Genomic DNA, 25,630 nt, shown 5'->3' with positions numbered 1-25,630 from the left:
ACGATTCTTCACTTCTCGGCCCAGACCAGACGGTGACCATGCACAAGCTTCTCAGCCGCCAGATGCGGCGCGTCCTCGGGGTCGAGGGAGAACGCGCGGCCGCCGTCCTTGACGAACTCCGGCAAATCGCGGCGCACGCGGCGGTGTCGCCGGAGGCTGCGCGCCTGCTCGCCGGCCTCGACACCTTCCTGGGCCAGGTCGATAGAGCCTATACGCAGAATGACCGCGACCTCGAACTGCGAACACGCAGCCTGGACCTGAGCTCGGACGAACTGCTCCAGGTCAACGAACGCCTGCGCATCGAACTGGCCAGCCGTACGCGCGCCATCAATTCCCTGCGCGACACCGCATGCGGACTGCTCGACGGCGGCAACAAGGCGCTGCCGCCACTGATCGAGGACGATATCGAGGCGCTCTCGGCACTGATGGCCGATCTGGTGCGGCAGCGTGAAGAGAGCCGGAACGACTTGCAGAGCGTACTGGCAGCGCTGGCCAACCAGAAATTCGCCCTCGATCAGCACGCCATCGTCAGCACCACCGATGTACGCGGCACCATCACCTACGCCAACGACAAGTTCTGCAAGATCAGTGGCTACACGCGCGGCGAACTGCTCGGCCACAATCATCGCGTGACCCGCTCGGACGCCAATCCGCCAGAGCTGTTCGCCGACTTGTGGGCAACCATTTCGGCCGCCAAGGTGTGGCACGGCGAGTTGTGCAACCGCGCCAAGAGCGGCGATTTCTACTGGGTCAGCGCGACCATTGTGCCATTCTGCGATCGGAGCGGCCGACCGGTACAGTACATCTCGATCCATACCGACATTAGTGAGCGCAAGCGTATCGAAGCGCGTCTTGCCGACAGCGAACGAAACTTTCGTAGCGTCGTCGAGAGCCTCAAGGAAGTCGTTTTCCGCACCGACGCCGACGGCTGCTGGACCTATCTCAATCCAGCGTGGAGCGAGATTACAGGCTTTGCCGTTCACGAAAGCCTGGGCCGCCCCTCTCTGGCAAGTGTCCCGGCGGAAGACCGCGAACGAGCTACCGGCCGCTTCTTTGCGCTCGCCGCGCGGCAAGTCGATTTCTTGCGCGAGGAAGCGCGCTACCGGACGCGCTACGGCGACAACCGCTGGCTCGAAGTCTTCGCCCGCGCCGAGTTCGACGCCGCCGGCAGATTTGCCGGCTGCGCCGGTACGCTCAACGACGTGACCGAGCGACGACTGGCGCTGGACCAGCTCGAAGAGCAGTTGCACCTGGTCCAGGAGTTGTTCGAGGTGGTACCTTTGCCGATCTACCTGACCGACACCGCCGGCCGCTACCTGCACCTCAACCGGGCATTTGCCGGGTTCTTCGGCATCGCCCGCGAGGACTGGGCAGGAAAGACGGTGCAGGACCTGCTACCCGGCGAACTCTCGGCACTGCATGTCGAGAAGGACCGCGAAATCCTGACCGCGGTCGGTCAGCAGGTCTATGAGGCACAAGTCGAACTGCGCGACGCCAGCCGGCGCGACGCCATCTACCACAAGGCAACCTTGACCAGGGCCGACGGCAGTATCACCGGTCTCCTTGGCGCAATTGTCGACATCACCGACCGCAAGGCGCAGGAGGCGCTGATCGCCAGCGCCGAATCGCGCTTGCGCCAGATCACCAATAGCGTACCGGCGGCGGTGTTCCAGTGCGAGATCGGTCGCCAACGCGTGCGCTTCACCTTCCTCAGCGATCGCGTGCCGGAAATCAGGGGGCTGCAACGCGAGGCCCTCTTCGCCGATGCCACGCTCGCCACCCGGCAGATCGTGGCCGACGACCGCCAACGGGTCGAGCAAGGGCTCTGGCGAGCGGCGGAACGCCGCGAGGTCTGGCAATGCGACTATCGAATCGAGCTGGCCAACGGCACGCAGCGCTGGATTCGCGGCGAGATCAGCCCGGCACCGGAACCGCCCGCGGCGGATGGAGCGACAATCTTCACCGGCATCTGGCAGGATGTCACCTTGCTCAAGGAAGCCGACGCGCGCCTGCGGGTGGTGACCGACAATATCCCGGTGGCGGTTTATCAGTATCAGCGTTCGAGCGGCCGTCCACACGCCTTCCCGTTCTTCAGCCGCGCCATCGACCAGATCTGTGGTCTATCGGCCGAGGAGGCGATGGCCAACGCCGACGCGCTGTTCGACCTGGTGCATGCCGACGATCGACACCTGGTATCGACCACGATCGCCGAGGCCGTCGCCGCGAACTCGCGTTGGTCGGTCGATTTTCGATTCGTCCATCGCGGCCGTGGCGAACCCGTCTGGGTGCACGGCGAGGCGCAAGGCACGTCCACCGCCGACGACGGTACGCTGTGGAACGGCTACCTGGCCGACATCTCGGCCGCCAAACTCGCCTCGGAGGAGTTGCGCCGCGCCAAGGAAGGCGCGGAAGCCGCCAACCGCGCCAAATCCGAATTTCTGGCCAACATGAGCCACGAAATACGCACCCCGATGAACGGGGTCATCGGCATGACCCGCCTGGTTCTCGACAGCGAGCTCGGCGACGAGCAGCGTACCTGCCTGCAGATCGTCGAGGAATCATCCGAAGCGCTGCTGACGATCATCAACGACATCCTCGACCTGTCGAAGATCGAGGCCGGCAAGCTGTTCGCCGAGCGCGTGTCGTTCAAGCTCTGGCGCGCCGTTGGCGAGACGCTCAAGGCGCTGGCTCTGCGCGCGCACGACAAGGGACTGGAATTGATCTGCGACATCGCCCCCGAGGTACCGCTGCAGGTACTCGGCGACGCCGGTCGTCTGCGCCAGGTGCTGGTCAATCTGATCGGCAACGCGATCAAGTTCACCGCTCGCGGCGAAGTGCTGGTCCGCGTTGAACGGGCGCACGCCAAGGGCGATGGCGATGGCGATGGCGATGGCGAGGTCAGACTGCACTTTTCGATCGTCGACAGCGGCATCGGCATTGCCGAGGAAAAACTGGCGACGATCTTCGACGCTTTTGCACAGGCCGACGGTTCGGTCACCCGCAAGTACGGCGGCACAGGCCTCGGACTGACGATTTCAGCGCGCCTGGCGGAGATTCTTGGCGGCCGCATCTGGGTCGAAAGCCAGCCCGGCCGTGGCAGCACCTTCCACTTCAGTGTTCGTTTTGGCGTCGATCCGCAAACGACCCGGCAGTTGCCGCAGTTGCCAGGCACGCGTGTTTTGGTCGTCGTCGACCATCCGGTGGGCCGTCAGGTGGTGGCGCGAACGCTGGAAAGCGCCGGCGCTCGGGTCAGTACCGTGGACTCCGGCAAGGCGGCGCTGGCGCTCTTCGCTGCCAGGTCATCGGCGGTCGATGTCGTCCTGCTCGACGGCAGTCTGCCGGGGATCGACGCCCGTACGCTGGCCGGGCAGCTGCGCTCGACGGCCGGCGGCGCGGCGACTCCGCTGGTGATCATGGTGGCACAGAGCACGCCCGGTGATCGCGAGCGCTACCGCGATCTGGAGATGGCGATAGTGCTTGGCAAACCACTGACCGGCGAGGATCTGTTGCTGAGCCTCGCGCGAGCTCTCGACGGCGGGCCCGCACGGCGCCCGACTCGCCCCGGCAATCTCCCGGCAACGCCAGAGAGCCGGCCACGCGCGGTGTTGCTGGTTGACGACAATGCGATCAATCAGCAACTGACCACCGCGCTGCTGGAGCGCCGGGGCCACCGCGTCACTGTCGCCGAGAATGGCCTGGCGGCTGTCGAGCGGATGCGTACCGGCCGCTTCGACGTGGTCTTGATGGACATGATGATGCCGGTGATGGATGGGCTCGAAGCGACCCGCCGGATTCGTGCTGCCGAATTGGCTGGCGGCAAGCGCCGCTCGCCGATCATCGCGATGACTGCCAACGCCATGCCGGGCGACCGGGAAAGCTGTCTCGCCGCTGGCATGGACGATTACCTGAGCAAGCCGATCAGGGGCGAAGAGCTGCAGCACCTGCTCGTCAAGCACGGCACTGCTGGTGATGCCGAACTGCACCAGAGCACCGCGGAGGTCGAGGCCAGCACCGGTTTCGACTATGCGGCTGCAGTGGCCAAGGCCGACCAGGAGACTGTCGCGCTGATCGCCGTTGCCTTTCTCGAATCTTCGGCAAGTGACCTGGAAACGATTCGCCGCGGCATCGCCAATGCTGATCGGCGCAGCGTGGCATCCACCGCCGCCGCACTGCACGGCACCCTGGACATTTTTGGCGCCCGACCGGCAGTCCGGCTGGCGCATCGCCTGGAACAACAGAGCGCTTACGGCGACCCGCCGGAAATGGCTTTGCTGGCCGACCAGTTGGCCGAACAGATCGACTGCCTGCGCCGTGCACTGAAATCGCTGACCGACACCCCGTCCGCGCCTTAGCTGCCGGCCTCGCACGCACCCGGGCGCCGGGCGGCCGCCTCACCAGTCGATCGGCTTGCCGTCGCGAAAGAAGCCACCGCTGGGTCCGTCGTCGGGCAGCAGCGCCGCCCAGACGATCCCTTGTGCGCCCTCGTCGACACTGCGGGTGGCTTCCTTGCCGCCCATCTCGGTACGGCACCAGCCAGGGCAAACCGAGTTGATCTTGATCGGGCTGTCTTCAAGCTCCCTGGCGGTGAGACGGGTCAACGCATTGAGCGCGGCCTTGGAAGTCCGGTAGCCGGGCCACGAACCGCCCATTGCCGCCAGTTGCCCCATGCTCGACGAGACGTTCACGATCCGCCCCCAGTCGTTTTCCCGCATCAGCGGCACGATCGCCTGAATCAGGCGCAGCGGCGCCAGGGTGTTGCAGGCATAGGTCGCCGCCACCAGATCCGGATCGACGACGAAAACGCTGGCGGCCTCTGGAACGGCGAAGTCCCTGCGCTCGAGAAACACGCCGGCATTGTTGACCAGGATGTCGGCGCGCCCGAACTCGCGGCGCAGGCGGGCGGCCAGCGCGGCGACGGCGCTGGCGTCGGTGACGTCGGCGACGTGCGCCAGAGCTTCGTGGCCACTCTCGCGCAACTGCCGGGCGGCGTCTTCGATCGCTTCAGCGTTGCGTCCGACCATCAGCACCAGACATCCGGCGGCCGCCAGGTCGCGCGCCACCGACAGCCCCAGGCCACGCGCCGCACCGGTCACCACCGCAAGTTTCTGCGCTAGCATTTGCCTCTCCCGTTTTCTCTGTTCAAACCGCCAATCATGCAATGGTCCGACGCAATCGGCAAGCACCACCGGCGCTACCAGGGCAAGCCACGGATCGTCTCGCTGGTGCCCAGCCTCACCGAACTGCTGGTAGCCCTGGGGCTGGCCGAACTGCTGGTCGGCCGCACCGGCTTCTGCATCCATCCGCGGCAGGTCGTCGGGCGACTGCCGAAGCTCGGTGGCACCAAGGGTTTCGATGTCGACAAGCTGCGCGCGCTGCAACCGACGCACGTACTGGTGAATATCGATGAAAACCGCCGCGAGGAAGTCGAGCCCTTGCGTGACTTCGTGCCGCATCTGATCGTCACCCACCCGCTGGCCGCCCGCGACAACCTCGAACTCTACCGCCTGCTCGGCGGCATCTTCGACCGCGAGCCGCAGGCCGCCGCGCTGACTGCCGAGTTCGAGCGCGAATGGCTGGCCCTGACCGCGCTGGCCGACCTCCTGCCACGACAACGCGTGCTCTACCTGATCTGGCGGCAGCCCTGGCTCAGCGTCGCCCGCGACACCTCTATCTCGCGCATGCTGGCTGCCGCCGGCTGGGATACGCTGCCCGTTGACAGCGCGCTGCGCTACCCGGAGGTCGACCTGCTGACCGTCGCCAGCCAGGCAGAGGTCGTCTTTCTGGCCAGCGAGCCCTACCCCTTTCGCGAGCAGCACCGACGCCGGCTGGCGAGCGAACTGGCGGACACCCGGGTGGCGCTGATCGACGGCGAAATGGTCTCCTGGTACGGCAGCCGCGCGATCGCCGGGCTGGCATACCTGCGCCAGTTGCGGGCCGGCCTGGCGAAATCGGCCGAAAATTGACCGGCATCAAGTGCCGGAGAGCAACGCTGGTTATACTGGCCAGCTCCGCTCGACGAGGTTTCGCATGCCGCGCCACCCTGTTCCCCAACTGATTTGTCCAGCCGGCAGCCTGCCGGCGCTCAAGGCGGCGGTCGACCACGGCGCCGACGCGGTGTACCTCGGCTATCGCGACGACACCAACGCCCGCAATTTCGCCGGCCTGAATTTCGATCACAAGGCGATGGTCGAAGGCCTTCGCTACGCCCAGTCGCGTCGCCGCCGGGTGCTGATGGCGATCAACACCTTTGCCCAGCCAGGACGCGCCGCGGACTGGCAACGAGCGGTCGATGGCGCCGTCGACCTCGGCGTCGACGCGGTGATCCTCGCCGACGTCGGACTGCTCGACTACGCCAGCAGGCGTCACCCGGCGCTGCGTCTGCACCTCTCGGTGCAGGGGTCGGCAACCAGCTACGAGGCGGTCAATTTTGCCCATCGTGAATTCGGCGTCCAGCGCGCGGTACTGCCGCGCGTGCTGACCCTGGCGCAGGTCGAAGCGGTGATCCGCAACACGCCGGTGGAGATCGAGGTCTTCGGATTCGGCAGCCTGTGCGTGATGAACGAGGGCCGTTGCTGGCTGTCGTCGTACGCCACCGGCGAATCGCCGAATACGGTCGGCGCCTGTTCGCCGGCGAAGTATGTCAAATGGGAAAAGTCGCCGGGCGCGATGAGCACCCGCCTGAACGGGATCCTGATCGACCGCTTCGGCGACGATGAACCAGCCGGCTACCCGACCTTGTGCAAGGGGCGCTTCGAGGTCGGCGGCGAAACCTACTACGCGCTGGAGGAACCGACCAGCCTCAACGTCATCGAGGTGCTGCCGGCGATCGCTGCCATCGGCGTCGCGGCGATCAAGGTCGAAGGCCGCCAGCGCAGCCCGACCTACGTTGCGCAGGTCACCCGCACCCTGCGCGCCGCCCTCGACGAACTTGCCAGCGACGCCCAGCACTTCCAGGTCAGGCCCGCCTGGCAAGCCGAGTTGGCGCGCGTCTCCGAAGGCAGCCAGGTAACCCTGGGGGCCTACAACCGCCCCTGGCGGTAGACGGCACGACGACCATGAAACTCGCTCTCGGGCCGCTGCTCTACTTCTGGCCGAAACACGAGGTCTTCGAGTTCTACGCCGAAATGGCGCAGAACCCGGCGATCGACATCATCACCGTCGGCGAGGTGGTCTGCTCGCGCCGTCAGCAGATCCGTGTCGCCGACTGGCTGGCGCTGGCACGCGACCTGGCCGACGCCGGCAAGGAAGTCGTCGTCGCGGCGCAGGCCCTGCTCGAATCGGAGGGCGACCTGAAGGCGCTGCGTCGGCTGCGCGCCGAGCTGAGCGAAATCCCCGGCTGCCGGCTCGAAGCCAACGACCTCGGCGCGGTCAGCATCGCCGCTGGCCACCCCTTCGTCGCCGGCCCGCATCTCAACATCTACAACGAAGTGACGCTGGCGACCTTTGCCCGCTTCGGCATGCAGCGCTGGGTACCGCCGCTGGAAGGCGACCGCCAGCTGATCGCGACGCTGCATCGCGCTCGTCCGGCCGGCGTCGAGACCGAGGTCTTCGTCTTCGGCAAACTGCCGCTGGCGTTTTCCGCGCGCTGTTTCACCGCGCGTCACTACGGCCTGAACAAGGACGACTGCCAGTTCAAGTGTCTCGACCATCCCGAGGGGATGACCCTGCGCACCCGCGAAGGTCAGCCCTTCCTGGCGATCAACGGCATCCAGACGATGTCGGCGCAAACCTACAACCTGCTGCCGCAGATGCCGGAGTTGCTGCAGATCGGCATCGAGGTGGTGCGCATCAGTCCGCAGGCGAAGGCGATGTCGGCGATCATTGCCGCTTTCGACGAAGCACGGCGTGGGCAGTCGCCGACAGCCGACACCTCCGGCTGGTCCAGCGAAGGGCTGGTCGACGGCTACTGGTTTGGCGAGGCCGGCATCGTCCAGCGTCAAGCGGCCGCGCGCGCCACACATTAAAGGAAACGCTCGATGAGCCCGATCTTTTCGATTCCCCGCTTCAGACTGCCGGGGCTGGTCGCCTCGATTGGCGCGCAGCTGCCGCAGTGGCCGCACTCGCTGGCCCTGGCGACGGCGCTGAACGCCGCCGCCAGGATGGGACTGCTGCCTGAAGACAGTCTGGCCTTGCTCGAAGGGCGAAGCTTCGTCGTCGAGGTTCTCGACGCCGGTGGCCAGGCCAGCTTCACCTACCGCGGCGGCTTCTTCCGGCCCTTGCTGACCCCGCCGGCGAGCCCGGACCTGTCGTTCAGCGCCAACCTGTCGGCGTTCCTGCAATTGCTGGCACGCCAGGAAGACCCCGACACGCTGTTCTTCAACCGCGAATTGTCGGTTATCGGCGACACCGAACTCGGTCTGGTGATCAAGAACATGCTCGACGCCGTCGAGTTGCCTCAGCTGCCGCAACTGCCGACGCTGGCGATCTTTCGCCGCCAACCGGCAGCGCCTTGACGGAAACCGCTCGGCGCACGCAGCAGCCGAGCCGCGTCGTCATCGAGGGAGTCGCCTGCGCACTCGCCGCCGGGCTGCTGTGGGGGCTGGTCTTCGTGGTACCGCTGATGCTGCCCGACTACCCGCCGGCGATGCTCTCTTTCGGCCGCTACCTGAGCTTCGGGGCAATCGCGCTGGTGCTCGCCCGGGCCGATCTGCGGCGACTGCAGGAGCTGCGGCGGCCAGACTGGCGAATGGCTTTCGAGCTGGCGCTGGTCGGCAACATCCTCTACTACCTGTTCCTGTCCGGCGCCATCCAGCTTGCCGACGCGCCACTGCCGACGATGCTCATCGGCACGCTGCCGATCGTCATTGCGATCGTCGCCAACTTCGGTGCCGAAGCACTGCCCTGGCGCCGGCTGCTGCCTTCGCTGCTGGTGATCGCGCTCGGCATCGCGCTGGTGAACAGCCACGAGATGGCGCTGCTCGACCAGCAACGCAGCGCGCAGGACTACCTGCTGGGAACGCTTCTCGCCCTGGCCGCGGTGTTCTGCTGGACCTGGTACCCGGTTCGCAACGCGCGCTGGCTGCAACAACGACCGGCATTGGCTTCCGGCACCTGGGCAATCGCGCAGGGCCTGGCGACGCTGCCGCTGGCAGCGACCGGAATGGCCGCCGCGGGGTGGTATTTCGGCTGGCAGGGTGGCTTCGACTATCCGCTCGGACCACAGCCCGGCGCCTACGTCGGCCTGATGCTGACCTTGGGATTGTGCGCCTCGTGGCTGGGAACGCTGCTCTGGAATCGCGCCAGCAGGCTGCTGCCTACCGCCCTCACCGGCCAGCTGATCGTCTTCGAGACCTTGGCAGCGTTTGCCTATGCGTTCGTCTGGCGCGGCTCGCTACCCGGCACCGCCGGCTTGGTCGGCATTGCGCTGCTGGTCCTGGGCGTGATCCTGGGCGTGCGCACGTTCCGCGCGGGATGACGCCCTGGCGACTGGATGCAAGGCGCCTGGCGCGGGTGTCGCCGATCAGCTGGCCGGCTCGGGCGGATCCTCGGCATCCGGACTGATGACCCCGAACGACGCCGGGATGCGCGTATAGAAGATCCGCATCTTCTCCTGACCGACCAGCGCCAGCAGCCGCTTCGCCTCCTCCTCGGTGACGACAAACTCGACCTCGATGCCGCTGCTGCCCGCCAGCTCGAAAAAGCGGTCTTCGTGCAGTGCGTGCCGCCGCCCGAAACCCCCAATGGCGCGAAAGGCCGAGCCACCCCGGATTCCCAGGCGGTTGCCCTGGTCGAGCAGCCACTCCCAGAGCAGGCGACCGCGATGCGTCTGGATTTCGTTCACGTAGAATCTCAGGAACGAGCCTTCCATGCTTGCCTCCCATGCTTGTCTTTCGCCGCGCCATGATCGAACGGGGATGGCAGTGGATGGCGGCGGCTTGCCGCAACCCAGCTCCTCAAGCCGAACCCTTCGCCCAGACTACGGTGGCGATACCGGCAAAGGTCATCAGCACCGAACCGGTCACATGCGCCGCGACGATTCCCAGCGCCCAGGCAATTCGCCCCTGCTGCAGCAAGCCGGCGAGTTCCGCCGAAAACGTCGAGAAGGTCGTCAGTCCACCACAAAAACCGGTGATGATCAGCAGCCGCCATTCCGGCGAGATCGCCGAGAAAGCGGCAAAGAACGCCACCGCAACACCAATCACGTAGGCGCCGACCAGATTGGCCACCAGCGTCCCGGGCGGAATGGTCGGGAACAGGCTGTTGAGCCGGATTCCCAGCTGCCAGCGCAGTAGCGCGCCGAGTGCGGCACCGATCGAAATGGCGAGGACTGATTTCCACATACACCGGCCCTGAAAACAGGTTGCAGATGCGGACAGACTGAACCAGCGCCTGCACGCCGACCCGGGAGAGACCAGGGCTCATCAGCCGTTACAGCGGCTTGAACGCGGAGCGTCGTTCCCAATGCGGCCAATATAGCACCGGAAGCGACTCCCCGAGCACGCGCCGGACCGGTGCGACGCCCTCGCGCGCAGCCGCCCGACGACAATGCCAGTCGCCTGACCTGGGGTCGGTTGCCGCACGCCTGGAGCAGTCGACGGCCGTCGGCTCCGGCCTTGCACCTCGCTGATCAGGCGAACCCTGCCGACCTCCGGCGATCGATTTCACCGCGGCGTTCGATCGCACCGATGGCGCTTGCGAAGCCGCGCTCCAGGGCGTGCGGCCGGCGGCGATCGTCGTCGCGCCGGTCGTCGAAACGCGCGTACCGGCATTGACACGCCAAGGCGTCGCAGCCGGGTAACGGCAATAGCGGCGCCGCAGCGGGCAAGAAGCGCCGGCCTTCAAGATCGTTGGCGGCAGCACACGACTTGGCGCCACGTGCAATGGCGACGCAGCGATACGGGTGGAGCGTACGCGCGCTGGATGACTCGACTGCAGCGGCGGACGAACGCCTGCGCGCCCACCAGAAGCAGGCAACCGCGGCAAGCACAGAGAAGAGGGGAATGAGCCAGTCCGACACGCCAGAATCCTCCTTCAGTCAAATGGCCCTTGTTCGCGCCTTGCCTGGCAGAGAGCAGCAAATCAGCACTGCCTCTCGCCGCCCGCTTGACGCCAACTTGCCCATGATATAACGAGAATCCGTTTCCGCAAACCGGGCTGTCGGCGAACGCTTTCCGGTCGCGCCGCTGGCGCGTCCGCCGATTCATCCCCAAGGCATGCCTCGGTACGCCCTCGATCGGCAAACGCCCCGGAGGCCGGATCAGCCGCTCAGCAAGGAGCGCCAGCAGTCGATCTCGGGCGTCCTGAACAACTCCTGCAGCAACTCGAACGCGCGGTCGGCGTGGCAGCTCGCGGCGGCGCTCAAGCCTTCGCCCAACTCGAAACGCTCGCCACGGACGCAGAGCACGAAGGCCGGCGGCGCCGTTTGGTGATCGATCCGCGGCAATACCGCCAGGAGAGCTTCGGGCGGCAGGGCGTGCGTGCTGTACGGGGTGCCGTCGACGGCTTGCGCCTGACGGAAGACAAACGGTGCCGGGGTCTGGCGGCCGGCATCGATGAACAGCACCAGCCGCCGTCCGACGAGATCCAGCGCGTGTTCGATCTGCAACTGGAAGTCGCCGAGCAGCTCGCTGCCGGCCGCCTCGCCGGTGACCTCCAGCCAGGCCTGCAAGCGATCGAGCAGCAGCGGCCCGAGCGCGTCGTCGCCGCGGCTGGGGTTACCGCAGGCGAGGACCAGCACCGGGGCGGGTGACATGGTCAGCGTTGCCGATTTCACGACGCCGTGCACCTGCGGTCGACGACCTGTCCGACCGCGTCCTGGAGTTCGAGCTGCAGCGGCATCTTGCCAAGCGCGTGCGTGGCGCACGACAGGCAGGGGTCGAAAGCGCGGATCGCGACTTCGATGTGGTTGAGCAGACCCTCGGTGAGCTCGCGGCCGCTCAGGTAGCGTTGCGCGACGCGGCGGATCGCCTCGTTCATCGGCTGATTGTTGTGCGTCGTCGACACGATCAGATTGCAGCTGCTGACCAGATCGTCGTCGTCGACCTGGTAGTGATGGATCAGCGTTCCGCGCGGCGCCTCGATGACGCCGACTCCCTGGCGCTTGCGGACGCCGCTGGTGACCAAGGTGCTGCCGGAGAGGTCGTCATCGTGCAGCAGCGCCTTGATCGTCTCGGCGGCGTGCAGCATTTCGATCATTCGTGCCCAGTGATAGGCCAGCGGCGCGTGCACCAGGTTTCCCTGGCCGTGATCGATGAACTCGCGGCGTTCGGCTTCGGCCAGCGGCGTCGGGATGCGGTCGCAGTTCTGCACCCGTGCCAGCGGTCCGACCTTGTACCAGCCGTGCTGCGGGCCAAGCGCGGCCAGGAAGGGGAACTTCATGTAACTCCACGGCTTGACTTCCTCGCGGATCAGCTGCTGGTAGTTCTGGATCGGGAAACCGTCGACGAGGATCCTGCCGTCGGCGTCGCGGGCGCGCAGGTGGCCATCGTAGAAGTCCAGCGAGCCGTCCGCACCAACCAGCGACAGGATGTTCGAGCGGAAAGTCCCGAAGCTGTCGTACAGCGCCGGATCGGCGGCGTGCAGGCGTTTGACGAGCTGCACCGCCTGGCGGCTCCAGCCGACGATCGCGTAGATCTCGGCCAGCAGGCTGTCGCGCTCCTCGCGGCTCAGCGAACGATTGACACCACCCGGAATCGCGCCGGTGCCGTGCACCCGCTTGCCGGCGGTGAGGCGGATCACCTCCTGCCCGAACTTGCGCAGCAGCACTCCGTGTCTGGCGATTTCCGGGTACGCGGCGGCGACGCCGACGATGTTCCGCCGGCCGGCTTCGCTGGCGAATCCGAACAGCAGGTCGGGCGACGACAGATGAAAGAAATGCAGCGCATGCGACTGCAGGATCTGGCCGTAGTGCATCAGCCGGCGCACTTTCCCGGCGGTCGGCGTCAGCCGGTCGGCGCCAAGCATGTGATCGAGCGCCTTGGCGGCCGCCAGATGATGCGACACCGGGCAGATCCCGCACAGGCGCTGGACCATCACCGGCACCTCCCAGTACGGGCGGCCCTGGATGAATTTCTCGAAGCCGCGAAATTCAACGATGTGCAGGCGGACCTGCTGCACCTGCCCGTTCTCGTCGAGCAGCAGCGTCACCTTGCCGTGCCCTTCGACGCGCGACACCGGGTCGATCGCCACGCGGCGCAGCGTGCCGGCATCAGCCGGCGCGTTTTCAAGTTCGAAATGATCGCCTTGCATGACCTCTCTCCGTCTGCTCTCAGTCGAAATGCAGCAAGGGATGTCCGAGCCGCGGCGTCCGCCCGTCGAGCAGATCGCTCAGGAACTTCCAGATCGCTTCGCCCGACGGCGGGCAGCCGGGGATGAAGTAGTCGATGCGGACGATTTCATGGATCGGGTGCACCTTGTCGAGCGGCAGCGGCAACTCGGGATCGTTGGGAATCTGCCCGCCGACGATCCCCGGCGCGGTCAGGTAGACCTCCTGCAGGCACTGGCCAAGGTCCAGGTGGTTGCGTTGCGCCGGCAGACCGCCGTTGACCGCGCAGGCGCCGACGGCGATCAGCAGCTTGCAGTTGCGACGGAACTCGCGCAGCACGTGCACGTTCTCGGCGTTGCAGATGCCGCCCTCGATCAGGCCGATGTCGCAAGGCCCGCAGTGCTTGATGTCGGTCAGTGGCGAGCGGTCGAAGTCAACCCGCTCGAGCAGCTCGAAAAGGCGCTCGTCGATGTCCAGCAAGGACATGTGGCAGCCGAAGCACCCCGCCAGCGAAGCCGTGGCGACGCGCACTTTGCCGGTGGCGTTGGCGGCGCTCATGTCAACCCTCGTCGTCGGCCGTGCGGCTGGACAGGCGCTCGACCTGCATCCCGATCGGCTGGAGATCGTAGCGACGCTGACCGATCGGCACCGCGAAGCCCTGGCGCTTTTTGAGGATCACGCCAACCGGGCAAACGTGCGCCGCTTTGTCAGCCCAGGAGAAATCGGTATCGGCCAGGCGCCCGGACTCGGCATTGACGATCAGGTGCTTGGTGATGCCACGCCCCGACAGCGCGAAGACGCTCTTGCCGTCGACGTCGCGACTGGCACGCACGCACAGCTCGCAGAGAATGCAGCGATTGAAGTCGAGCAGCACCTCTGGGTGCGAGGCGTCGACCGGCCGGCTGGGGTAGAACTGGTCGAAATGCGGGTTCAGCATTTCGAGCTCGTAGGCCAGCGCCTGCAGCATGCAATGGCCACTTTTCTCGCACGAGGGGCAGAAGTGATTGCCTTCGACGAACAGCATCTGAAGCAAGGTCCGGCGCTTGTCGTTGAGGTCAGGCGAGTTGTTCTCGACCTCCATGCCGTCCCTGGCCGGCATGGTGCACGCCGACACGTAACGGCCGTTGGCCTTGACCGTGCACAGCTTGCAACTGCCCTGCGGTTTGAACTCCGGGTGATGGCAGAGATGCGGAATGAAAATGCCGGCGGCCATCGCCGCGTCCATGATCGTCTGGCCGGCGGCGAAGGGCACCGGCAGGCCGTCGAGCAGAATGCTGCACCGGCTCATGAGCCAACTCCAGAAACCCGGGCGGCCAGCCCGAAGTGCGCCTCCGGGTCGTCGCGCCCGGTCATCTGGCGGGCCGCCGCCAGCGCCTGGTCGAGGTCGAAGGCCGGCTCGAAGTCGAGCGAGCACAAGCGCCGCTCGTACGCCGGGCGGAACTTCTGCAGGGTGTCGAACAAGGGGTTGCACGCCGCCTGGCCGAGGCCGCAGTGGCTGGCAGCGTGCAACAGGCGATGGATCTTGAAGATTTCGTTGATTTCGTACTGCGACCCCAGTCCCCTGGCGATCTTGTCCATGCAGTTCATGACCAGCGAAGTGCCGACCCGGCACGGCGTACAGAAGCCGCAGCTTTCGTGCGCGAAGAAGTGGGTGAAGTTGCGCGCCACCTCGAACATGTCGCGATGCGCCCCGAAAACCATCAGCGCACCGGCCGTCGGCACGTCCTCGAAGGCAATGCGGCGAGAGAATTCGTGCGTCGCCAGACAGCTTCCGGAAGGGCCGCTGACCTGCACCGCCTGCGCATTGCCGGCGCCGCAGTCGTGCAGCACCTGGTTGACCGAAACACCGAAGGGGTACTCGTAGACCCCCGGCGCCTCGACGTCGCCGGAGATCGACAGCAGCTTGGTACCGGTCGATTGCTTGGTGCCGAGACCGGCAAACCAGGCACCTCCCTTGAGCGCGATCAGCGCCGCCTTGCACAGCGTCTCGACGTTATTGACCACCGTCGGCTGCCCGCGATAGCCGGCGGTGACCGGGAAGGGCGGGCGAATCCGCGGGATGCCGCGCCTGCCTTCGAGCGATTCGAGCAGCGCCGTTTCCTCGCCGCAGATGTAGGCGCCGGCGCCGAGATGGATGTCGATCTCGAAGTCCAGCCCGGCCTGGCCGCACAGCGCGCTCCCCAGCAAGCCGTCGCGACGACGGCGAGCGAGCTTCTCGTTAAGCGCCGGCAGCAGGTAGGCGTATTCGCCGCGCAGATAAAGCAGGCCCTGGCTGGCACCGATGGTGAGGCCAGCGAGCGTCATCCCGTCGAACAGCAGGTCGGGGTAGCTGGTGAGCAGCACGCGATCCTTGAAAGTCCCCGGCTCGCCCTCGTCGGCGTTGCACACCACGTAGCGGATTCCCTGTTCGCCGTGACACGCGGCGCGCCGCGCCGACTCCCACTTGATCGCGGTCGTGAAACCGGCGCCACCACGTCCGCGCAGATTGGACAGCTTCATTTCGCCGAGCATCGCCTCGGCGCCACGGGCGATCGCCGCCCGCAGCGCTTCACCGGCCGGCCATTCGGCGCCGAGCAAGGTGTCTCGGCGACGGATGTTGTCCTCGACCAGCGCGAACTCGGGCGGCCAGTCGGCCAGCGGCAGCTGTGTCCGGATCAGCTCGCTGATCCGGTCGATGCGCTCGGCCGACATCCGCGTCATCGCCCGGCCGTTGACCAGCAGCGCCGGCCCCTGGTCGCACATGCCGGTGCACGACGTGGTGTCGACGCTGACCAGGCCGTCCTCGGAAACCTTGCCGCGCTCGATCCACAGCTTGTTGCACAGGCGCTCGAGCAGTTCGGCGCTGCCGAGCATACGGTCGGTGATGTTGTCCGAGAACAGCACCCGGTAGCGGCCGACCGGCGCCAAGTGGAAAAAGGAGTAGAAACCGGCGACGCCTTCGACCTGCGCACGCGGCAGCGCCAGCGCCCCGGCGATGGCGGTCAGCGCGCTGGCCGGCAGATAGCCCAAAGCGTCCTGCGCCTCACGCAGGATCTGCACCAATTGGCCCGGCTGACAACGATGTCCATTGACGATCGCTTGCAGCAGGTCATCGAGCCTTCCCGCGTCAATCATCTCTTCCGTCACTGGCAGCCTCCCGCTCGCAAGGTCGATCGCGATAGTCTGCCCAAGCATATGGCCCCACACCGGGGCTGGTGCTGATGCAAGTCAACAAGCGGCGCTGTTCGCCGCTTTAGAGTAGGTGCTCCGGAAGTCACGATTCCATTCCGTGCTGCGTTGCAGCATAATGATCGTCAAGCGCTGTTGTGAGCACCCCTTGGAGCACCGTCATGCACATCGAGACCCCGCTGGAATTCATCGAAAGTCGAACCTACGACGAAATCACCGTCGGCGACAGCTCGTCGCTGATCCGTACCCTGCGCCCCGAGGACGTCAAGCTGTTCGCCCTGATGTCGGGCGACATGAACCCGGCGCTGGCCAACGGCGACTTCACGCACAGCGGCCTGTTCCAGGATTTCATCGCGCACGGCATGTGGTGCGCCTCGCTGCTGTCGACCATGCTCGGTACGCAGTTCCCCGGCCCGGGGACGGTTCTGGTCGACTCCAGCCTGCACTTCGCGCGGCCGGTGACGATCGGTGACACGATCACGGTGACGGTCACGGTGGCGCAGAAATTCGCCCGCCACCGGCACATCGTGCTCGAATGCGCGTGCTTCAACCAGGATCACCTGCTGGTCGTGTCGGGTAGCGCCGAAGTGCTGGCACCGACGGAGAAGATCCGGATCAAGCGCAAGGCGATGCCGGAAATCACCATTTCGGACAAGTACGCGCGCCTGCAGGTGCTGGTGTCAAGGGCCGAGGGCCTGGAGCCGATCGATATGGCGGTGGTCCACCCCTGCGACCTCGAGTCGCTCAAAGGAGCGCTGCTGGCCGCCGAAGCGCAGCTGATCGAACCGATCCTGATCGGGCCGGAACAGCGGATCCGCGCGGTCGCCGCGGAAAACGGCCTGGACCTCAGGCACTACCGGATCGTGAACGTCAAGCACAGCCACGAGGCGGCGGCGATGGCGGTGACGCTGGTCCGCAGCGGTGACGCCGAGGCGCTGATGAAGGGCAGCCTGCACACCGACGAACTGATGGCCGAGGTGATCTCGAGCAGTTCGGGTCTGCGCACCGGCCGGCGCGTCAGCCACGTCTTCCTGATGGACGTGCCGACCTATCCACGACCGATCATGATTACCGATGCGGCGGTCAATATCGCACCGACGCTGGGGGAAAAGGTCGACATTGTGCAAAATGCCATCGACCTGGCGCATATTATCGGCACGCCCGAGCCCAAGGTGGCGATTCTCTCGGCGGTCGAGACGGTCAGCGCCAAGATCCAGTCCACGCTCGACGCCGCCGCGCTGTGCAAGATGGCCGACCGCGGCCAGATCAAGGGAGGTCTGGTCGATGGCCCGCTGGCCTTCGACAACGCCGTGTCGCTGGTCGCGGCCAAGACCAAGGGGATCGTCTCGGCCGTCGCCGGACGTGCCGACATCCTGGTCGTCCCCGATCTCGAGTCGGGCAACATGATTGCCAAGCAGCTCGAGTATCTGGCCAACGCGCTGAGCGCCGGCATCGTCCTCGGCGCACGCGTGCCGATTGTCCTGACCAGCCGTGCCGACACCGCCGAAACGCGCATTGCCTCGTGCGTAATCGCGGCGCTGATCGCGCACGCCGCGCGCGACAAGCAGAAGGCCGGCTGACCCCGGCAGGGCAACGTTTCGACCCTTCGCGCCCGGTTCGCCGCAGCCTTTCGGCGGTGCTCACACCGCACTCGGGCAGCGCGACCGTGGCCAGCGGCGGGCGAACCGCAAACGCCGCGCGCGCTCGCGCAGCGGCAAGGCAAAAAAAATCGCTCGCCTCTATCGCACCCAAGACCGTGATTTCACGGCCTTTCCGCGGCCCCGGCCGGCGCGCCGGGACAACTACATTTAGTTCAGTCATTGCCTTTATACACTGCATGCAGTAGGTTTACGCCATTCCGCCGCGAACGGCGTGGCCGCACCGTGATCCACGCCAGCCTTCAGGACTGCGTCCCGCTGTCGGTTGACCGGCGCGTGCGCTGCCGCTGCCCTGAACGTCAGCACACCCCTTGACAGCACGTAGCAGCAAGAATCCAGACTATCAAACGACCATCGGAGAGACAAAGCATGAGCCAGCTTGAACATCAGTTAACCCTGTCGGCGGTCGCCGAAGCACCCGCCATCGCACCTCTTGCCGAGCAGGAGATCTCGGTCGAGGTGCTGGTCGAAAAGTACGCCAAAGGCAATGAAACCTCGGTTCACGACGTGCGCCGCCGCGTCGCCTGCGCGCTCGCCGCCAACGAGGACGACAAGCAGCGCGCGCACTGGGAAAGCCGTTTTCTCTGGGCGCAGGAAAACGGCTTCGTTCCCGCGGGCCGGATCAACTCGGCCGCCGGCACGACGCTGGCGGCGACGCTGATCAACTGTTTCGTGCAGCCGATCGGCGACTCGGTGGTGGAAATCGTCGACGGCAAGCCCGGCATCTACAGCGCGCTCGCCGAGGCCGCCGAAACGATGCGCCGTGGTGGTGGCGTCGGCTACGACTTCTCGTCGATCCGGCCGATGGGCGCCCTGGTGAAAGGTACGCAATCGCGCGCTTCCGGGCCGGTGTCGTACATGCGCGTCTTCGACCGCTCGTGCGAAACGGTCGAATCGGCCGGCGCCCGCCGTGGCGCGCAGATGGGCGTGCTGCGCTGCGACCACCCCGATGTCGAGGTCTTCATCCACGCCAAGGACCACGGCGACCTCTCCAACTTCAATGTCTCGATCGCGGTCACCGACGACTTCATGAAGGCCGTCGAGGACGACGCCGAAGTCGAACTCTCGCACCGCGCCGAGCCCAACGGCGACATGAAACGCGCCGGCGCTTTCCAGCGCGAGGACGGCGTCTGGGTCTACCGCCGGGTGCGCGCGCGCGACCTGTGGGACCAGGTGATGAAATCCACCTACGACCACGCCGAACCGGGGATCCTCTTCCTCGACCGGATGAACAGGGACAACAACCTCTACTACTGCGAAGTGATCGAGGCCACCAACCCCTGCGCCGAACAGCCTCTGCCGCCTTACGGCTGCTGCTGCCTGGGGTCGATCAACCTGACGCCGTTCGTCAGGGACGCCTTCAGCGCGCGCGCCGAGTTCGACTTCGCCGCTTTCGGCGAAGTGATCAAGGTTTCGACCCGCATGCTCGACAACGTTCTCGACGTCACCGCCTGGCCGCTCGAACGGCAGCGCGAGGAAGCGGCCAACAAGCGCCGTGTCGGCCTCGGCTTCACCGGCCTCGGCGACGCGCTGTGCATGCTGCGCCTGCGCTACGACCGTCCGGAAGCAACGGCGATGGGCGCCCGCATCTCCGAATTCATGCGCGACACGGCCTACCTGGCGTCGGTCGAACTGGCCAGGGAACGCGGCGCCTTCCCGCTGTTCAACGCCGAGCTGTACCTTTCGGGCGGCAATTTCGCCTCCCGGCTGCCGAGCGAAATCAAGAGCGAAATCCGCAAGCACGGCCTGCGCAACTCGCACCTGCTGTCGATCGCGCCGACCGGCACCATCTCGCTGGCCTTCGCCGACAACGCCTCGAACGGCATCGAACCGCCGTTCTCGTGGACCTACAGCCGCAAGAAGCGGATGGCCGACGGCACGCTCAAGGAATACGCCGTCGAGGACTACGCCTGGCGGCTCTACAAGCACCTCGGCGGCGACGTCGACAAGCTGCCCGACTACTTCGTCACCGCCCTCGAGATCTCGGCCAGGGCGCACAAGGACATGGTCGCCGCGGTCGCGCCGTACATCGACACCTCGATCTCGAAGACGGTCAACGTTCCCGCCGAGTATCCCTACGAGGACTTCCAGGACCTCTACATGAGCGCCTGGAAAGCCGGCCTCAAGGGCCTTGCGACCTACCGCCCGAACAGCGTCATGGGGTCGGTGCTGTCGGTCGGGTCACAGTCCGTCTCGCAGAAGCAGGCCGAGGAGAAGAAACAGCCGCAGGACTTCGTCACCGGCGACGCCAACCGCCGGCTGTCGATCAAGACACTGCCGGCGCCGGTGCTCGCCAGCCTGCGCTGGCCGAACCGCCCGCACCTGCCGGAAGGCAACCTGGCATGGACCTACATGATCGAGCACACGCACGGCAAGTTCGCGCTGTTTGTCGGCCACGTCGAGCAGGAAGGCCGTTGCTGGCCGTTCGAGGCGTGGGTCAACGGCCCCGAGCAGCCGCGCGGCCTCGGCGCGGTCGCCAAGACGCTGTCGATGGACATGCGCGCCAACGACCACGGCTGGCTGGCGCTCAAGCTCGAATCGCTGGCCAAGACACCCGGTGATGAGGGATTCGAGATGCCTTTCCCGCCGCATGGCGAGCGAAAGCGCATGCCTTCGGTGGTCGCCGCGGTCGCGCAGCTGATCCAGTACCGCGTCGAGCGCCTCGATTCGTTCAATCACGAAGGCCCGACACCGGTGCTCGACGCGATGTTCAGCCGCAAGGAACCGAAGACCGGCACCGACGGCACGCTCTCGTGGACGGTCGACGTCTTCAATCCGGCGACCGGCGAAGACTTCGTCCTCGGCCTCAAGGAAATCACCCTGCCCGACGGCGTCACCCGTCCCTACTCGGTGTGGCTCGCCGGCAACTACCCGCGCGCACTCGACGGCCTGACCAAGCTGCTGTCGCTCGACATGCGCGTCCTCGACCCGGCGTGGATCGGCATGAAGCTGAGGAAGCTGCTCGACTACCCCGAACCGCTCGGCGACTTCATGGCCTTCATCCCCGGCACCCGCCGCCAGACCAACTACACCTCGACCGTCGCCTACCTCGCGCAGTTGATCATCCACCGCTACGCGATGCTCGGCATCCTCGACGAGAACGGGCTACCGCTGCAGCAGATGGGGATTCTGGAAGCGCCGGCGGGTGGGACCGCGGCCAAGCCGACGGCCGGGAAGCTGTGTGGGGAGTGCGGGAACCGGACGATGATTCGGAAGGATGGGTGCGATTTTTGTACGGCTTGTGGGGCGGTCGGGAGTTGCGGGTGAATCGGGATGGACCGGCAAGGGCGACGACCTGTCGTGGTCCTTGCTCGTGTTTTTCGGCTGTCTCCTGACGCATTTGACGATATGGATATTGCATGGACGAGCGGGCCATCTGTTTGTTGCGCTGCGGTTCTTTGATGAAGAGAGTCGCTGTCCTTGCCTATCTGACGCAAAGCTTTGCGTCAGATAGGATTGCTACATCACGTTATGCATCTTGACACCTTCCACCATGGCTAACAGTCACCATCCAGTTTGGATCGTTTACGATCTCTACAAGACCGCACGGCTGAACGTGAAGTACCACGCAGCCCGTCTTGGTCAGGTGGAGCGTGACAACTTCGCAATCGAGTTGCTCATTGCGATTACCGCCCCAACCTCTGCAATTACTGGTTTGTGGTTGCTTCAAACTGAATCAGGGCAGGTGCTGTGGAAATACATTGCGGCCCTAGCTGCAATCGCAGCGGTCGTGAAACCGCTGCTTCGACTTCCTCAGAAAATCAAGAGTCTCGAACAAACTCTCTCCGGGTATCGCGCCCTTGAATATGACGTGGAGCAAATAGTTAACCGAATCAAGTCTGAGGGTGCCTACTCAAGAGCGTGCAGGTCAATGCTGGATGAGGCGCAAAAGAAGAAAAAATCTTTGGTTTGTAACCCGGCAGAGAATAATCAAAACAAGAAGTTAATCGAACGGCTTTATTCCGAAGTCAACCAAGAACTCCCCATGGAGTCTTTCTATGTACCGGAGAAGGATGAATGACCACACCCACTAGACGGCCAAATACTCCACAGCCCCAACCACAACCTCAGCCCCGGCCACAACCAGCGCCCCAACCGTCGCCTCAGCCGAATACCCAGACACCTGATCGTATTCGTGAGCATGTTGAGCCGCCGAGGCCGTGGCCAAAACCATGAAGCACATGATGCATAACCCATCATTCAACCCGGACTGGCGCGATAAAGCCGCGCCAGCCGGTTAATTCAGACGTTGGGCAGACAGTGCCCAGGCGTACCTCGGAGTAGGCACGCTATCTTCGGTTACCATAGCCCCCCGAAAAAAGGAGCATCTCCGATGACCAAGGTGACACCGTTCCTGATGTTCAACGATCAGCTCGAGGCGGCCATGGAGTTCTACACCGCCACCTTCCCGGACTCCGAAATCAGGAACGTCGCCCGCACCGGCAAGGACGGTCCGATCTCCTCCGCCGAGTTCGTCGTTGGTGGTCAAGTCTTCATGGGCTACAACGGTGGCCCGTACTTTACGTTCTCCGAAGGCCTCTCGCTCTACGTTGACTGCGAGGACCAGGCCGAAGTCGACGAGTATTGGGACAAACTGATCAAGGCCGGGGCGAAGCCTACCGCGTGCGGCTGGATCAAGGATCCGTTCGGCCTCTCGTGGCAGATTGTCCCGCGGCGATTCATGGAACTGATCCGCGACAAGGATGCCGGGAGAGTGAAGGCCGTGATGGAGGCCATGATGACGATGGTGAAGCTCGACGTAGCGGCTCTTGAGCGAGCCTACAATGAGGCGTAGCAGTGCCCCGTAACGCCCGCGCCTTGAGCGCCTGGAAATGCTGCCCAACAACAGCATGCAGCGGAGACGGCGCTGCGCGCCGCCGCTGATGCTGAGCGTTAGCGATTTTCCGGTTCCGAGGAGGAAATAGTGACGATCCCCAAGTATGCGCAGAACACACCGCGTGCCCAGCTGGTTAAATTTCTGTGCAAGGGCTCCTGCCGAAAAACGCGGTACGGCCGAGTATCGAAGGCTTCCTAGACGTCCGCCGGACCGAATCTCGACAGTGAACTCTATGTGACATGCCTCTGCTGTGGAGGGCGGCAGCACGACAACTACAATTGGATTCGCATTTGAGGTAACCCATGACAGAAAAAACGCACTTGTGCATTAGCCTCTCGCCTGGGGCAGTCCAGTTCATGAATACGCAGCTGCTGGCCGTACCTTCCGGAACGGTTGATTTCCCTTTTCCGGATTACGTCATCACCTTGCGTCTTGATCGCGCCATTACGGGCGACCAGAACTGTAGACTCGATCATCTTGGGTCGCGGGATGAAACGCGTACCAAGATGGCCTTTACGTTTCCCTCCGACCTTCTACCTGACGATGTCACGCGACTCGTGAACCTTGCGTACGAGGAGGCACTGAGGTGCTTTGAACGGAATTGCTCGATGGCTGCAATTGGTATGTGTGGGCGCACAATCGAAACGGTCCTCGCGGCGTTCTACGCCAAACAGTTTGGGAAGCACCCGTCGGAGGAACAAAATCCTCCCGGAGTCAACGCAATGATCAACAGACTTCGGAAGGAAGGGTATCGATTTCCCGCAGGCCTTAAAGAACGAATAGAAGTGATTGCGCTACATCGCAACATGGCCATTCACGGCAATATCGTGCTCCCGAGCCAAGACGAAGCGCGAAGCACTATCTATTTGACCAAGGACGTACTGCAACTGGTTTCTCAAGGCGACACTAACGAGGCCGCTGGAAACGAATCTTTACGCTAACCCGGCAATGCACCGGACCGCCAAAAGCTACGCTTTTGCCGTCCGGTGATTTCTACGTTAGGGGTCATTAAGTGCGCGCATTTTTCGCCTCTCTCTGCATATTCGGCTTTGTTGCTGCGTCCTCTCCAATTTTAGCTGGCGAGGCCAACTTCAATGGCACATGGTCTATTGATTTGCGCTCAAAGGCAGGACAAAAACGTGGTGTCGAGTGCGGCTTCGCCACATTCGCACTTGTCCAAACTGGAAGCAAAATCTCTGGCGACCACACATCCTCAACTCCAGGTTGTGGTCGCTTAAATGAGGGCGGTAAAGGTACTGTCAAAGGTGTGGTCGTTGGCAACACCGCTGTTCTCGTCGTCACTAGCGGGCGCAATGGCGCAATTGTCATGGGCAAAGCCACTACAACAGGTGCATCCTTGCTTTGGCAGACGCTCGAAGAAATTAAACAGGGTGAGCCCGAGGGTGATTCACCGCTCATTCTTGGCAAAGGGCGGCTAGCTCGGCAGTAATCGCATGAAAAAGACCCCTAACATTGCGGTCAAAGCCGCTCCCTCCGGTCGCTGGACGTCCCGCAAGCGCATACCCTTATACACAACTCTGCACGCCTAAGAAAATCAAGCACTTACACGCTCACGCTCTGACATGTATGCTCGAACGCCCTTACGTAAAATCAAGCACTTAGAAGAGCTGAAGGTCTGGTGGTTGCTGAGCCCCAGACTTGTGTATAAGGGTATGCCGCAAGCGGGCCGCCCTTTACCTAAAACGTTAGATGGCCTTGGCGGCATAGTTTTTCCACTGCTCATTTGAGATCAAGGTCGATCGGGAAACCTTAAGTTCCTTGCACCCCTCGACGGCGCGAATCGCGCTGGTAGTGGACTTGGACAGCGTGCTGTGCATCCATGGGCTCAATGAAATGCTCCGAATGGAGGAAACCCGAATAGGCACGTTTAGGGCAGGCCGATCTTCTGTAGATGAGGTATACAACACGCGGAACTCGCTCTCCGGCCTATAGCCATACCGCTTGATGAACGGAAGATCATCAACGCTGAACTCCATCGTTCGCGCTCCGCGTAGAGCCGACGGGGTCAGCGTAGAGCCGACGGGGTCAGTGCTAACATTCCAACACTTTCGAAGAGAGCAGCGGGCGCACGAGCGCAGGCGCAGGTTCTTCCTGCGGCGCAAAGATGGGGTCCTCGACCCCATCTTTGCGCCGCTCTTTTCACTGAACGTCAGTTGGACGAAGGCGTAAGTGCGGGGTCACGTAAGTGCGGGGTCCGTAAGTGCGCGTAAGTGCGGGGTCAAGTCTTGAAATGACACATGTCACTGCTCCTGCAGATCGCTGCGGCATGGGCAACAGCGGTAGCCGTTGCAGAACACCATTAGGGCCTTGTGAACAAGGGATAGAGAGTACCGTGTCGTCGTGTCATCCTTATGGGGTAGCCCGTCAGTCGATGGCTACCTCCACGCAAGCGATCGCCATTAGGGACAGAGCACGGCTTTTCGGCACGTGCTGCATATACTTCATGCGACTATCGGGCGCAGTCACGACTGGATGCCGCGGGAGGCGGAGACCTTCACCAGTTCGGCGGCCTTGAGCAATCCCTCGTCCAGCGTGTAGAGGACACTGGCTCCGTGGTTGTGAGCGATGGCCAAGTGCAAGGCATCTCCAGCACGCAACTTCGTCTCAAACCGCTGCACATACTTCTTGGCCAGTTCGTAATCCAATGCTCTCAACGTATCAGAACAAAGTCATACCCCGTTCTTGTAAGCATGTGATAAATGTGGCTTTTGCGTGAATTTTCTGGGGGATGACCGGTTTGGT

Annotated in this window: 22 protein-coding genes; 12 read left to right on the top strand and 10 right to left on the bottom strand. The window is 64.2% G+C overall.

Annotation, left to right across the window (positions count from 1 at the left end):
• The first annotated feature begins 38 nt into the window (after positions 1-38).
• Positions 39-4,352, top strand: coding sequence for a PAS domain S-box protein (locus tag Q1L50_RS00440; protein ID WP_300335109.1), 4,314 nt, complete (start codon positions 39-41; stop codon positions 4,350-4,352).
• Between the two features lie 39 nt (positions 4,353-4,391).
• On the opposite strand, the gene Q1L50_RS00435 is transcribed toward Q1L50_RS00440, so the two are convergent.
• Positions 4,392-5,117 (bottom strand): SDR family NAD(P)-dependent oxidoreductase, encoded by a 726-nt coding sequence (locus tag Q1L50_RS00435; protein WP_300335108.1) that lies wholly within the window; start codon positions 5,115-5,117, stop codon positions 4,392-4,394.
• Between the two features lie 36 nt (positions 5,118-5,153).
• Here Q1L50_RS00435 and Q1L50_RS00430 point away from each other — a divergent pair, with 36 nt between their 5' ends.
• The 5 genes from Q1L50_RS00430 to Q1L50_RS00410 all read left to right on the top strand — a co-directional run bounded on the left by Q1L50_RS00430 (position 5,154) and on the right by Q1L50_RS00410 (position 9,415).
• Positions 5,154-5,963 (top strand): helical backbone metal receptor, encoded by an 810-nt coding sequence (locus Q1L50_RS00430; protein ID WP_300335106.1) that lies wholly within the window; start codon positions 5,154-5,156, stop codon positions 5,961-5,963.
• A gap of 64 nt (positions 5,964-6,027) precedes the next feature.
• On the top strand, positions 6,028-7,041 hold the full coding sequence (locus Q1L50_RS00425) for a peptidase U32 family protein (protein WP_300335105.1): 1,014 nt from the start codon (positions 6,028-6,030) through the stop codon (positions 7,039-7,041).
• A gap of 14 nt (positions 7,042-7,055) precedes the next feature.
• Positions 7,056-7,964 (top strand): U32 family peptidase, encoded by a 909-nt coding sequence (locus Q1L50_RS00420; RefSeq protein ID WP_300335104.1) that lies wholly within the window; start codon positions 7,056-7,058, stop codon positions 7,962-7,964.
• Positions 7,965-7,976: 12 nt separating this feature from the next.
• Positions 7,977-8,453, top strand: a complete 477-nt coding sequence (locus tag Q1L50_RS00415; protein ID WP_300335102.1) for an SCP2 sterol-binding domain-containing protein — start codon at positions 7,977-7,979, stop codon at positions 8,451-8,453.
• A complete protein-coding gene (locus tag Q1L50_RS00410) occupies positions 8,450-9,415 on the top strand; it encodes a DMT family transporter (protein ID WP_300335101.1) in 966 nt (321 codons plus the stop codon). Before Q1L50_RS00415 ends, Q1L50_RS00410 begins: the two co-directional genes overlap by 4 nt.
• 45 nt (positions 9,416-9,460) lie before the next feature.
• On the opposite strand, the gene Q1L50_RS00405 is transcribed toward Q1L50_RS00410, so the two are convergent.
• The 7 genes from Q1L50_RS00405 to Q1L50_RS00375 form a co-directional block, all read right to left on the bottom strand.
• Positions 9,461-9,808 (bottom strand): DUF190 domain-containing protein, encoded by a 348-nt coding sequence (locus Q1L50_RS00405; protein ID WP_300335099.1) that lies wholly within the window; start codon positions 9,806-9,808, stop codon positions 9,461-9,463.
• 85 nt (positions 9,809-9,893) lie between these two features.
• The gene (crcB, locus tag Q1L50_RS00400; RefSeq protein ID WP_300335098.1) at positions 9,894-10,280 is read right to left on the bottom strand and encodes a fluoride efflux transporter CrcB; all 387 of its coding nucleotides are present in this window, start codon (positions 10,278-10,280) and stop codon (positions 9,894-9,896) included.
• Between the two features lie 917 nt (positions 10,281-11,197).
• On the bottom strand, positions 11,198-11,713 hold the full coding sequence (locus Q1L50_RS00395; RefSeq protein ID WP_300335097.1) for a hydrogenase maturation protease: 516 nt from the start codon (positions 11,711-11,713) through the stop codon (positions 11,198-11,200).
• A complete protein-coding gene (locus Q1L50_RS00390; protein ID WP_300335095.1) occupies positions 11,710-13,188 on the bottom strand; it encodes a Ni/Fe hydrogenase subunit alpha in 1,479 nt (492 codons plus the stop codon). Before Q1L50_RS00390 ends, Q1L50_RS00395 begins: the two co-directional genes overlap by 4 nt.
• 19 nt (positions 13,189-13,207) lie before the next feature.
• Positions 13,208-13,762, bottom strand: coding sequence for an NADP oxidoreductase (locus Q1L50_RS00385; protein WP_300335093.1), 555 nt, complete (start codon positions 13,760-13,762; stop codon positions 13,208-13,210).
• A gap of 1 nt (position 13,763) precedes the next feature.
• Complete coding sequence (locus Q1L50_RS00380) at positions 13,764-14,492, bottom strand: 2Fe-2S iron-sulfur cluster-binding protein (RefSeq protein ID WP_300335091.1); 729 nt, start codon at positions 14,490-14,492, stop codon at positions 13,764-13,766.
• Complete coding sequence (locus Q1L50_RS00375) at positions 14,489-16,318, bottom strand: NAD(P)H-dependent oxidoreductase subunit E (RefSeq protein ID WP_300335148.1); 1,830 nt, start codon at positions 16,316-16,318, stop codon at positions 14,489-14,491. The genes Q1L50_RS00380 and Q1L50_RS00375 overlap by 4 nt, the downstream gene beginning before the upstream one ends.
• Positions 16,319-16,533: 215 nt before the next feature.
• On the opposite strand from Q1L50_RS00375, the gene Q1L50_RS00370 reads away from it, so the two are divergent.
• The 6 genes from Q1L50_RS00370 to Q1L50_RS00345 all read left to right on the top strand — a co-directional run bounded on the left by Q1L50_RS00370 (position 16,534) and on the right by Q1L50_RS00345 (position 24,317).
• Entirely contained in the window at positions 16,534-17,952 is a 1,419-nt protein-coding gene (locus Q1L50_RS00370) for a bifunctional enoyl-CoA hydratase/phosphate acetyltransferase (RefSeq protein WP_300335089.1), read from the top strand.
• A 447-nt stretch (positions 17,953-18,399) separates the two neighbouring features.
• Positions 18,400-21,297, top strand: a complete 2,898-nt coding sequence (locus tag Q1L50_RS00365) for an adenosylcobalamin-dependent ribonucleoside-diphosphate reductase (RefSeq protein ID WP_300335087.1) — start codon at positions 18,400-18,402, stop codon at positions 21,295-21,297.
• Between the two features lie 226 nt (positions 21,298-21,523).
• The gene (locus Q1L50_RS00360; protein WP_300335085.1) at positions 21,524-22,051 is read left to right on the top strand and encodes a hypothetical protein; all 528 of its coding nucleotides are present in this window, start codon (positions 21,524-21,526) and stop codon (positions 22,049-22,051) included.
• A gap of 312 nt (positions 22,052-22,363) precedes the next feature.
• Complete coding sequence (locus Q1L50_RS00355; protein WP_300335083.1) at positions 22,364-22,825, top strand: VOC family protein; 462 nt, start codon at positions 22,364-22,366, stop codon at positions 22,823-22,825.
• 398 nt (positions 22,826-23,223) lie between these two features.
• Positions 23,224-23,808 carry a hypothetical protein gene (locus tag Q1L50_RS00350; protein ID WP_300335081.1) on the top strand — a complete coding sequence of 195 codons (585 nt, stop codon included), beginning with the start codon at positions 23,224-23,226 and terminating at the stop codon, positions 23,806-23,808.
• Positions 23,809-23,879: 71 nt separating this feature from the next.
• On the top strand, positions 23,880-24,317 hold the full coding sequence (locus Q1L50_RS00345) for a hypothetical protein (RefSeq protein WP_300335079.1): 438 nt from the start codon (positions 23,880-23,882) through the stop codon (positions 24,315-24,317).
• 256 nt (positions 24,318-24,573) lie between these two features.
• Here Q1L50_RS00345 and Q1L50_RS00340 read toward each other — a convergent pair whose 3' ends face one another.
• Both Q1L50_RS00340 and Q1L50_RS00335 read right to left on the bottom strand, forming a co-directional pair.
• Positions 24,574-24,864, bottom strand: a complete 291-nt coding sequence (locus Q1L50_RS00340) for a hypothetical protein (protein WP_300335077.1) — start codon at positions 24,862-24,864, stop codon at positions 24,574-24,576.
• Positions 24,865-25,350: 486 nt separating this feature from the next.
• The gene (locus tag Q1L50_RS00335) at positions 25,351-25,533 is read right to left on the bottom strand and encodes a PIN domain-containing protein (protein WP_300335075.1); all 183 of its coding nucleotides are present in this window, start codon (positions 25,531-25,533) and stop codon (positions 25,351-25,353) included.
• Positions 25,534-25,630 lie beyond the last annotated feature (97 nt).

This window comes from Accumulibacter sp. (assembly GCF_029255145.1).
In the GTDB taxonomy this organism is placed as follows: domain Bacteria; phylum Pseudomonadota; class Gammaproteobacteria; order Burkholderiales; family Rhodocyclaceae; genus Accumulibacter.
The sequence above is the reverse complement of the archived record's forward strand: the minus strand, read 5'-3'. Positions and strand labels throughout refer to the sequence as shown.